Raw genomic sequence first — 11,091 nt, 5'->3', positions numbered from 1 at the left:
CTTCTATATTTTGAGTATTGACTATGCTTGATTTACCGTCCATACCCCCTATTGGACGCTTTGCGCCCTCACCAACATGCTTCTACTTTTGCTTTATCAGACAATCACTTCTATATTTTGAGTATTGACTATGCTTGATTTACCGTCCATACCCCCTATTGGACGCTTTGCGCCCTCACCAACAGGTGAGCTGCATTTAGGTTCATTGACGACTGCACTAGCCAGCTATTGCCATATTAAGTCGCTAGGCGGCAAATGGTTGCTGCGTATTGAAGATACCGATACTGCGCGCTGTTCTACTCAGTTTAGTGAGCAGATTATCATGGATCTTGAGATGCTCGGAATGCTGTGGGACGGTGATATCGTTTATCAATCTGAGCGTGTTGATATATACAACGACTACTTATCATCGTCGCTAAAGCCGCTCACCTACGGTTGCCAGTGTTCTCGTAAGACATTAGAGCACTACTGGCAAGAGCAGATATCATTAAAAGAGCAAGCTAGTCAAAATGATAACTTTGATGCTAATGACAAACTGCATTATAGACAACGCTACCCACGGTGCTGCATCACTGCCAATCTTACGCGCGATCAGCATAAGCTGCGCCTGCAACTGCCTAATTATGCCATAGGCTTTAGAGATGGTATTCAAGGTATGCAGTGGGCCAATCCGCAGCAGGTGCTTGGAGATATGGTAGCGCGGCGCCAGAATGGGATGATTAATTATATTTTGGCGGCGAGTATCGATGATGGATTGCAAGGCGTCACTCATATTATGCGCGGCTTAGATATTCTACCGATGACGAGTGCTCAAATTAGTATTTTAAATGCAGCAAATCTGCCCGCTATCGAGCAGTGGTATCATCTGCCGCTAATCTGTCATGCTGATGGACAAAAACTCTCCAAACAAAACCTTGCCCAGCCTATTGACACTCGCAACCCTAGTGCTCTGATTACACTTGCCTTGCAGCTGTTAAAGCAACAACCTGTAGACGTAGATACGCCAGATCGTATGCTTAAACAAGCCATCGCTCAATGGGACAATGCAGCCCTGCATGGTCAGCAGCATATAGCTCTGCCTTTACACACCGATCGAACGTCTTAATTATCATAACTGCTCTACTATTAAACAAAAAACGTCGCTTATTGCGACGTTCTTGATATTTGATTGACCTTAGTGATTTGATCGTACTTAGTAATAACGTCCCTGACTCTTTTCGATATTCGGGCTTTCTCTATGAATTTTAAGCAACAAAGCGACCATCACTAAGCTGATCAGCATGGAGGAGCCGCCATAACTAAAAAATGGCATGGTCAAACCTTTGGTTGGAATCGCGCCCATATTCATCGCCGCATTGATAATGGTCTGCGCAATAAACACCACCCCAATACCGAACGCCGTATAACTCATACGCATCTGATTGCGTTTGAGCGCGTTGTAGCTAATACGCATCGCGCTACCGATAATCAATGCCTCTAACAACAAAATCATCGTAACGCCGACAAAACCAAGTTCCTCACCCGTAATGGCTAATAAAAAGTCGGTATGGGCTTCGGGTAAATGCGACAGCTTTTGCACGCTTTCGCCGTAGCCGACCCCTGTGAACTGACCACGGCCAAAAGCGATCAAACTACGCGCCAATTGGTAATCCGTATCTTGCACGTCATCAAATGGATCAAGAAACGACATGACCCGTACCAAACGATACTGAGCTGTCGTCACCATCAAAATAACACCGCCAACAGCGACTGCCCCTAGCGCCAAAAACTGCTTGTAAGGCGCGCCTGCAATATAAAAAATCGCGAATACTGTGCCTAGAATAACCACAAAGGAGCCAAAATCTGGCTGTAATAACAAGAATATCGTGATCATCCCAACGACTAAAATAATACGTAAAAAGCCATCCCAACCGTTGCGCACTTCAAAAGAGCGACGCACCACAAAATCTGACACAAAGACAATCATCACCAGTTTGGCAAGCTCTGCGACCTGAAAGTTGATCACACCCAAATCCAGCCAGCGTTTGGCGCCGTTCACAGGCGTACTAAACAAGGTTGCTAAGAGTAACAAGCCTGTAATCGCCAGCAGCAAAAACTGAGTCTCAGTCTTGTACAAGGTTTTGAGCGGTACAAAATAATAAGGCAAAGCGGCGGCAACTAAACCGATACCGATATAAGTCAGCTGATTGGTAAAAAAGTGCAGCTCTGTCATACCGCGGCTTAGCGCATAAGGAATGGAGGCTGAGGCCACCATCAACAAACTAAACACCAGCATACAGCCAACACTCGCGAGCAAAATTGCGCCCGCTGAGGGCATAGATAGGACACCATCTGAACGCGTAGCGGATGATTGACGATTTGAGCGAGAGAAAAAGGAGAGCGCCATAATATTTGGGTACACAAGCAAACAAGGAACACGACGCTTAAAAAACGCCACCGTTTAAAAATAGGATTAAAATGTCGTTCAAATTAAGAACATGATTCAAGTAAGAACACCATTCACATTTGAGCCTTTGATTATAACTGACCGTAGCTGCAATCTACAGTAGCAATATATAAGCAAAACAATTATTTATGCTCAAGTTTTTGCACTAAAGCGGCAAATTGCTCACCACGATCGGCGTAACCGCTAAACTGATCAAAACTAGCACAGGCAGGCGACAATAATACCGCTTGGACTTGTGACAAACTACTCTGGGTAATCGGCTCTATACACTTAAAAGCCCCTGCTAAGGTTTGGCACTGATGCAAGGCAACTCCCTCATCTAAGCCTGCAGCGCGTAAATCTTTTTCGATAAGCGCCGCGTCCTCTCCGATAAAGAGTATTTGACTGACATACTTGTTAATTAAAGGACGTAATTCGCCGAACTGCTGACCCTTACCTTGACCGCCTAATATCAATAGCAGTTTGCCATCCTTTGGAGCGTATACTGCGCCCAAGCCTTCGATGGCTGCCATAGTTGAGCCGATATTAGTCCCCTTTGAATCGTTAAAGTAGTCGATATCAGCCACTTGAGCGATATACTCACAACGATGCGCTAAGCCGCCAAATTGCTGCAAGGTATTAAGCATGCTCTCTAACGGTATACCTGCCAGCTCACCGAGTGCTAGAGCCGATTGTGCGTTGAGTAAATTATGGCGACCTTTGATGAGTAATTTATCAGCAGGTAGCAGGCGCTCAGTGCCACGCGCCAAATGAATTTGCCCATCAGGATCGGTAATCAGACCGTACTGACCTTTGTCAGGAGCATGAATACCCGTGCTAATACGCGGCAAGTTATCTGCTACTAGCGGACGAGTGAGCGCATCTTCGCGACTGATGACCACCGACTTTGCGCCTTGAAAAATGCGGTGCTTGGCCTGATGATAACCCAGCATATCGCCGTGACGGTCAAGATGATCAGGTGACATATTGAGTACCGTAGCGACTTGCGCGCCTAGGTTGGTGACCGTCTCTAGTTGAAAGCTTGAGAGCTCAAGGACAGCGAGTGCCATATTTGTATTGCTAAGCAAACTAAGTGCTGGTACACCAATATTACCGCCAACGCCGACATTGATGCCAGCATCACTTGCCATTTGTCCAACCAAAGTGGTCACAGTGCTCTTGGCATTAGAGCCGGTAATCGCCACAATCGGTACGCTACACGCCTCACAAAACAGCTGAATATCACTAACCACAGGGATATTGGCACGGCGCGCGGCAGCAACAGCCTCTATGTCCAAAGCAATACCTGGACTAATAATAATGCGAGCGGCTTGTAGCAATAGCTCGCCATCGATCGCACCAAACTGACGTATCTCAATTGTCTTAGGCAACTGATCGGCAAGCGTAGGCGTAGCTTGAGCATCGGTCACCGCCACTTGATAGCCTTGCTCTGCTAGGTAGCGCGCGGCGGATAATCCTGACTGTCCCAAACCGACGACGACTTGCAAGCCGCTGCCCTTATGAAGTAAGTTTTTGGTGGCGGCAACAGCGCTCATAGAGAATCCTCAATAATTTAACAAGAGTAATTTAACAAAAGTAATTTCACAAAAGTAGTTTAACAACGATAATTTGACCACTTAGAAGACAACGTCTTGTCTATAACGACGCTTGGTGAGATAACGCAGTCGTTCATATTTCGGTACAGCTACGTCATCACTTTATGCTATTATGCGCATATTTTTTGTATTGACGTCCCTATGTACTATTTGGGGCGAAAGCTTAGGCGCTTATCTTAGCACATCACAACTTTTATCAGACACTATCTAATCATCTTTTGACGCTGACCTTGAGCGCTATTATTTTTAATCCTTAAATGCCTCACTCTGACTCGATGAGTGCTTTTTTACCTCCAAATGTATGTAGTTGACCTATGACCTCTTTTTATACCAATGTACATGATGAATGGTTCTCTAACGTTCGCGGCGACATCCTATCAGGTGTAGTGGTGGCGTTGGCATTGATTCCTGAAGCTATCGCTTTTTCTATCATCGCAGGCGTTGACCCCAAAGTAGGGTTGTATGCCTCGTTTTGTATTGCGGTGGTCATCAGTTTTGTCGGTGGTCGACCAGGAATGATTTCGGCAGCAACAGGAGCGATGGCGCTACTTATGGTCGATCTGGTTGCTGATCATGGCCTGCAATATTTACTGGCAGCGACGTTATTATGCGGCGCGATTCAGATCGTGATGGGTATCTTAAAGCTGGGTAATCTGATGCGTTTTGTCTCGCGCTCTGTGGTCATCGGCTTTGTCAATGCTTTGGCGATTTTGATTTTTGCCGCGCAAATACCAGAGCTAAACCCTGCAACCGAACGCGTCGGCTTGACGGTATATATTATGACCGCAGCTGGCCTTGCTATCATTTACTTATTTCCTCTGATTCCAAAGATTGGTCGCATTATTCCCTCGCCGCTTATCTGTATCGTAGGTCTAACCGCAGTGGCAATGTACATGGGTCTTGATATTCGTAACGTTGGTGATATGGGCGATCTACCCGATACACTGCCAATGTTTTTGCTGCCTGATATTCCACTTAACCTAAATACTTTACTTATTATTGCCCCTTACTCTGTCGCTTTGGCTATCGTCGGTCTGCTTGAGTCTATGATGACAGCGACTATTGTCGATGAACTAACAGATACCCCAAGTGATAAAAACCGCGAGTGCCGTGGACAAGGTATTGCGAACGTCGTAGCAGGCTCGTTTGGCGGTATGGCAGGCTGTGCGATGATTGGGCAGTCAGTGATCAATGTAAAGTCAGGAGGACGTACGCGTCTATCGGCGTTGATTGCAGGTGTTGTGCTGCTGATTATGGTGGTATTTTTGAGTGATTGGGTCAGTCTGATTCCGATGGCCGCACTTGTAGCGGTTATGATTATGGTCTCTATCGGTACCTTTAACTGGCAGTCTATCCGCGAGTTCAAAACTCATCCAATATCTTTTAATATTGTGATGTTAGCGACAGTTTTGACGACTGTATTTACTCATAACTTAGCTTATGGGGTCGGTGTTGGCGTACTGTTATCTGCACTTGCCTTTGCTAACAAGATCGGTCAATTCTTAACCATATATAGTGAGTACGATGACTCTAGTAACACTCGCTACTATTATGTCCAAGGACAGGTATTCTTTGCTTCAACCACGCAGTTTATCGATAGCTTTGATAGCAAAGAGGCGCTCGATAATATCGAGATTGATGTCAGCCAAGCGCATTTTTGGGATGTTAGCGCGGTCGATACTTTAGATAAGCTAGTGATGCGCTTGCAACGCGAGGGTATAGATGTCAAAGTAGTTGGATTAAACAATGCCAGTCGCACCCTAATTGATCGCTTCTCGGTGCATGATAGACGCGATATTGGCTTGCTCGATTAGAACCTAAAACGTACTTAGAGCCTATCCAAAACATATCTGAAGCCTAACCGTATTTTATTAAAATGATGTGGTTGTCTTATGAGTAATTTGAAACCTGATAGTGTCATCGCTTGCCTAGATTGTCCTGATCATGTGCAAGCGGTATTGGACGCCAGTATGTGGGCGTCCTCGCGTATGCAAGCGCCTATTGGTCTATTGCATGCCGCGCCAACCTTGCAACAAAAAGCGGCAGTGAATTACTCAGGCTGCTTAACTATTGACAATGAAAGCGCTATGCTCGATCAGTTCACAAGCCACGAGCACTTAAGTAATTGTGAGCTCAAAGCACAAGGCAAGCTTCTTTTGCATCAAGCTACTGCTTATTGTGAGCAGCAGCATCATAAGCGTAAAACTTATACTCTGCATCGGCACGAGAACCTCAATCAAAGTATTGATTATGTCGATGAAAAGTCACAATTGATCGTCATCGGTCACCATGTGACGTGTAAATCAACGCTTAGTCAACTGATTCGACTCAGTCACTGCCCCATCTTGGTGACTCATGCACCATTTTTGCCCCCTACTACCGCGCTTTTTGCTTTTGATAATCGCGCCACCTCTCATAAATTACTAGATTGGCTATGCAAAACGCCACTTGTGCGCGCATTGACTATCCATATCGTTATGGTCGGCAAAGAAAACACTACCAACTGTGATGCGCTGCGTGAAGCTTACGCGCGTCTAAAACAAGCAGGTATCAGCTGCAAAAAAGCCCTACTAGATAGCCGAGATGTCAGCGCCGCCTTGAACTACTATCAAAGCGAGCATGATATTGGTTTGCTTATGAGCGGAGCCTTTGGTCAATCGCGCCTGCGCGAATTGCTACGCGGTAGCGATACCGAAAAGCTACTTATTAGCACCAAAACCCCGTACCTCCTCTATCCTAAAGCTTAGCTCTAATCTCTAAAGCCTATCGCTGTCATAGCGATATCGTGGCTGTGGTTATTGGCTAAGCGTATTCTCTTATCTAGCAATCTCTACCCTCGTATGTATAAGGTTAGGGTCTGTGATGTTTTAGCAAATCGTCACTCGATAGCCTCCCCATGCGTTCAAAAAGTTGGTTATAATAAACTACTCTTTGTTTTCACATCGAAAGTTGAGTCATTTTGCTTGTATAGATAAGGCTTGTTTGAGTAACGCAAGCACTGTCTATACAAGCATTATATCTTGTAGTCATCATAAGCCATTTGCTCGCTCTCTCTCCCCCTTGAGAGGCTCTGGCACAGTTCTTGAATGACTATGTGATATGGCATAACGCTATGAGTGAATCAGCTGACGACATTACTTATATAAGGAAATTTTTATGAAGCTAATCACTGCGATTTTAAAACCATTTAAGCTCGATGATGTGCGTGAAGCGCTCTCAGACATCGGTGTCAAAGGCGTGACGGTCACTGAGGTCAAAGGCTTTGGTCGTCAAAAAGGTCATACTGAGCTTTATCGCGGCGCAGAATACGTGGTGGATTTTTTGCCAAAGGTAAAAGTAGAGGTAGCGGTTATCGACGAGATGGTCGAGCCTGCTATCGAAGCCATTACTCGCATCGCAAGCACAGGCAAAATTGGTGATGGCAAAATCTTCGTCACCGCTCTTGAGCAAGTGATACGCATTCGTACAGGCGAGACCGGTCCTGATGCCATCTAAAGCGTCAACACCTCTGTAAATATAAGAGGTCATAAAGATCTATATTGCATAAATTCAAGGGGGAATTTACATGCAAAACCAAATTTTTGAGCTTCAGTACGCGATTGATACGTTTTATTTTTTGATATGTGGGGCGCTGGTCATGTGGATGGCAGCAGGCTTCACTATGTTAGAGGCAGGTTTAGTACGCTCAAAAAACACCGTTGAAATCCTAACTAAAAACATCTCACTCTTTGCTATCGCTTGCACTATGTACATGGTATGCGGTTACGCCATCATGTATGGTGATGAGCTATTTTTAAGCGGTATCGCAGGCGGTGAGCGCTTAGTTACAGATGCCCTAGCTGCTTCCACCGAGAACGGCTTTGGTGGGGATTCAGTCTACTCCAAAGCCTCTGACTTTTTCTTTCAAGTTGTCTTTGTCGCTACCTGTATGTCTATCGTATCAGGCGCAGTCGCTGAGCGCATGAAGCTCTGGGCGTTCTTGTTGTTTGCGGTGGTTATGACCGGCTTCATTTATCCAATGGAGGGTAGCTGGACTTGGGGCGGACAAGACGTCTTTGGATTATACAGTTTGAGCGAAATTGGATTTTCTGATTTTGCAGGTTCTGGTATCGTGCACATGGCAGGGGCAGCAGCAGCATTGGCAGGGGTATTACTACTAGGTGCGCGTAAAGGCAAATATGGTAGCCGTGGTGAGATACGAGCTATTCCTGGTGCTAATCTGCCATTAGCAGCGCTTGGTACTTTGATCCTCTGGATGGGCTGGTTTGGCTTTAATGGCGGCTCAGTGCTCAAGCTAGGCGATATTGCTAGCGCCAATACAGTTGCTATGGTGTTTTTAAATACCAATGCTGCTGCTGCTGGCGGTGCTATTGGCTCTTTACTATTAGCACGTTTGATATTTGGTAAGGCAGATTTGACCATGCTCTTAAATGGTGCGTTGGCAGGTCTGGTGGCTATTACTGCCGAACCCTCTACGCCATCAGCGCTACAAGCGACACTCTTTGGTTTTATCGCCGGTCTCATAGTCGTCATCTCGATACTGGCATTAGATAGAATAAAGATTGATGATCCTGTCGGAGCTATATCAGTGCACGGTGTAGTCGGTCTGTTTGGACTGCTTATCGTACCGATTACCAACTCTGCAGCGACTTTTATCGGTCAGCTGGTCGGTGCGCTAACGATATTTGCTTGGGTCTACATCGTAAGCCTCATCGTTTGGGTGATTATCAAGGCGACTATAGGTCTACGCATCTCAGAAGAGGAAGAATATGAAGGTGCTGATATCGCCGAATGCGGTATGGAGGCCTATCCTGAATTTGTTATTTAATCAAAAATGTTTATAGTACAGCCAATAAAAATCCCGCAAAACCTTTCGGTAATGCGGGATTTTTGAACCTAACAATAAACTATAAGTTTATTTCTTTTTCCACGTTTGGCTACGTGAGAACGGTCCAATATAGCCTTTAAGATCTAAAGTGTTACCACTTAGATTGGCTGTCATACGATAGTCTTTACCTTTTTCAGGATCAGTAATCGTACCACCGCTATATTTGCCGCCGCCATCGGCTTTTAGACCTTTAATGATGGTTTTGCCAACGTGCTTTTGGCCTTTATCTGATACTGTGCTGACAAGCTTACCTGTCAACACACCGTTAGATTCAGTAATTTTGACGACGCCTTTTGGTTTGCCTTCGTCATAAGTCTGCCAAGAAGTGTTGTGCAATGGATCAGCGGCAAATGCCATAGTTGCCATACTGATACCAGCTGCTGCTATTGCGGTTTTGGTAAATAATTTCATATATCGACTCCCTTCATACGATGATGTTTCAAAACGCTATGGTTTTGTGCTTATCCTTGCTATAAATCTTTAGATTTGAACTTTGTTCTCAAATCACTTATCAAAGATTCGGCACCATAGTGATGACTTGGCTTATTATAAGCATTTTTAAAACTTTGGATAGTAATTTTTTTATAGATAATTATTGCTGTAAAATCAGAACTATATCAAATAGTTACAAAAAAGGATTGTCTATATCTCTATCTGATTGGTCACTTATTTGTTTTGACTCTTCCTCTTTATTACTGTAGATATTATCGTCCTCAAACGCTTGTAGAATCTGAGTGGTGAGCTCATGTAGTCTCAGCGCTTGCTCATGTCCAATTTTGGTAAGTCTTAGATCTATGTCACCGTAAATGATAACTTTATCTTTTTGATTCTCAATAACTAGCTCACCAATTTGCATGCTTTGGTGATTATTGGCAAAGGGTTCAATCATAATATCTCCTGATGATAACTATCGGTTAGGCCTGCAATTGCGCGACTAGCCAATCAATAATCGCCCAGACAAATAGCATCCATATAGGCTCATCGCTCGGCAATTCTGACTCATCTATACTCTCCCCAGCCTTGAGCGGTAATGCCATAGCCTCTGCTTTGACTTGATAATCGAGCATAGGTAGCACATCGATACCTGTCTGTTGCGCCAGCTCATCGACACTAATGATATCGATACGCTCTGACTCATCGTTTGGCGCATAATAAACACCTGCTTGATTGATCGCGGGAATATAAACGGCCTTAAAAAAGTGGCTCGGTACAAGGACTTGTCCATTTAGCTGTTTGGCTTTTTTGTCTGTAAAAGCGACACCTGTAAGCGTATACACTTCGCCATATTGCTGAGTGAGGTAACGCGTCGCGGACTCAATATTGCGCCAGATATAGCGATTGTTACGCGGCGACTGTGGAGCGATATTGGCAAGGCTAAAGCTACCGTACTGCTGAGAGCGCGTTGCCATGTCCGCGTTAGGCGCTAGATGCCCGCGATCATAGCCTGAGCCTGAATAGTCATCTAAAGAGGCACGAGCGGATTTAGGCAAGCGGCTCTCTTCGTGAAAGCTGTCCTCACGATCGATCTCTTTGGCTTGATTAAGACGCGCGCGCGTCAGATACTCAGCTGACCACAGCGGCGTACGCGAGACGCCTGAGTACATGACCCCAAAACCATCCATACAAAGTGGCTGAGTCTTTTGGCTTAGCTTATCATTGATAAACTCAGGATAAATACCACCGTAAAAGGACTCGCTACACTTAGATAGCTCATCGGCATATGCGGGCGTGACTGAGGCGACAATCACTACTAGCCAACCGCTTATCGCGCGCGCAATATGCCTTTTTTGGCACTCTTTAGAACTAGGATAATATTCTGTGGCGCTCATCGTTTACCTATCATTTTTGCTAGCAACTCTTTGTACGCTATCCTAGCAGGCGCTCGCTGATAAAGAAAGTTTAGCCGCCAAAACCTAGTAGTAAAAGTAATAAGAGACTGATTTACCAGTGACATCTGGGTGCGCGTGAGCTATAATAAGCCGTCTGAAATAGACGAGCGCTTTATTTTAAACAAATTTTAGCGTATCAAAAAAGGTGACGTGGGTGAGTGGCTGAAACCGCACGCCTGGAAAGTGTGTATACGTTCATAGCGTATCGAGAGTTCGAATCTCTCCGTCACCGCCATTTATTTTTAGCTTATACTATTAGCCTATACTATTAGC

The 11,091-nt window shown here is 45.1% G+C and carries 10 protein-coding genes and 1 tRNA gene; 6 read left to right on the top strand and 5 right to left on the bottom strand.

What is annotated here, in order from left to right; all coding sequences use genetic code 11:
• The first annotated feature begins 130 nt into the window (after positions 1–130).
• The gene (gene gluQRS / locus ACTXGO_RS05665) at positions 131–1,105 is read left to right on the top strand and encodes a tRNA glutamyl-Q(34) synthetase GluQRS (RefSeq protein ID WP_443573655.1); all 975 of its coding nucleotides are present in this window, start codon (positions 131–133) and stop codon (positions 1,103–1,105) included.
• Positions 1,106–1,192: 87 nt separating this feature from the next.
• On the opposite strand, the gene ftsW is transcribed toward gluQRS, so the two are convergent.
• The gene (gene ftsW / locus ACTXGO_RS05660) at positions 1,193–2,317 is read right to left on the bottom strand and encodes a putative lipid II flippase FtsW (protein WP_443573653.1); all 1,125 of its coding nucleotides are present in this window, start codon (positions 2,315–2,317) and stop codon (positions 1,193–1,195) included.
• 251 nt (positions 2,318–2,568) lie between these two features.
• Positions 2,569–3,981, bottom strand: a complete 1,413-nt coding sequence (gene murD, locus ACTXGO_RS05655; RefSeq protein ID WP_443542720.1) for a UDP-N-acetylmuramoyl-L-alanine--D-glutamate ligase — start codon at positions 3,979–3,981, stop codon at positions 2,569–2,571.
• 374 nt (positions 3,982–4,355) lie between these two features.
• Here murD and ACTXGO_RS05650 point away from each other — a divergent pair, with 374 nt between their 5' ends.
• The 4 genes from ACTXGO_RS05650 (at position 4,356) to ACTXGO_RS05635 (ending at position 8,869) form a co-directional block, all read left to right on the top strand.
• Positions 4,356–5,855 (top strand): SulP family inorganic anion transporter, encoded by a 1,500-nt coding sequence (locus ACTXGO_RS05650; RefSeq protein ID WP_443542718.1) that lies wholly within the window; start codon positions 4,356–4,358, stop codon positions 5,853–5,855.
• A gap of 78 nt (positions 5,856–5,933) precedes the next feature.
• A complete protein-coding gene (locus ACTXGO_RS05645) occupies positions 5,934–6,788 on the top strand; it encodes a universal stress protein (RefSeq protein ID WP_317200027.1) in 855 nt (284 codons plus the stop codon).
• A gap of 409 nt (positions 6,789–7,197) precedes the next feature.
• Positions 7,198–7,536, top strand: coding sequence for a P-II family nitrogen regulator (locus ACTXGO_RS05640; protein ID WP_010197981.1), 339 nt, complete (start codon positions 7,198–7,200; stop codon positions 7,534–7,536).
• Between the two features lie 70 nt (positions 7,537–7,606).
• The gene (locus tag ACTXGO_RS05635) at positions 7,607–8,869 is read left to right on the top strand and encodes an ammonium transporter (RefSeq protein ID WP_317200026.1); all 1,263 of its coding nucleotides are present in this window, start codon (positions 7,607–7,609) and stop codon (positions 8,867–8,869) included.
• Between the two features lie 87 nt (positions 8,870–8,956).
• On the opposite strand, the gene ACTXGO_RS05630 is transcribed toward ACTXGO_RS05635, so the two are convergent.
• From ACTXGO_RS05630 to ACTXGO_RS05620, 3 genes are all read right to left on the bottom strand, one after another.
• Entirely contained in the window at positions 8,957–9,340 is a 384-nt protein-coding gene (locus tag ACTXGO_RS05630; protein ID WP_443542714.1) for a DUF2147 domain-containing protein, read from the bottom strand.
• A 214-nt stretch (positions 9,341–9,554) separates the two neighbouring features.
• Entirely contained in the window at positions 9,555–9,818 is a 264-nt protein-coding gene (locus tag ACTXGO_RS05625; protein ID WP_435949818.1) for a hypothetical protein, read from the bottom strand.
• Positions 9,819–9,843: 25 nt separating this feature from the next.
• Positions 9,844–10,758 (bottom strand): DNA/RNA non-specific endonuclease, encoded by a 915-nt coding sequence (locus ACTXGO_RS05620; protein ID WP_443573652.1) that lies wholly within the window; start codon positions 10,756–10,758, stop codon positions 9,844–9,846.
• Positions 10,759–10,962: 204 nt separating this feature from the next.
• Between ACTXGO_RS05620 and ACTXGO_RS05615 the strand changes: the two genes are divergently transcribed.
• Positions 10,963–11,053 (top strand) — tRNA-Ser (locus tag ACTXGO_RS05615).
• Positions 11,054–11,091 lie beyond the last annotated feature (38 nt).

The sequence above is a fragment of the Psychrobacter sp. T6-1 genome, assembly GCF_052258445.1.
The sequence above is the reverse complement of the archived record's forward strand: the minus strand, read 5'-3'. Positions and strand labels throughout refer to the sequence as shown.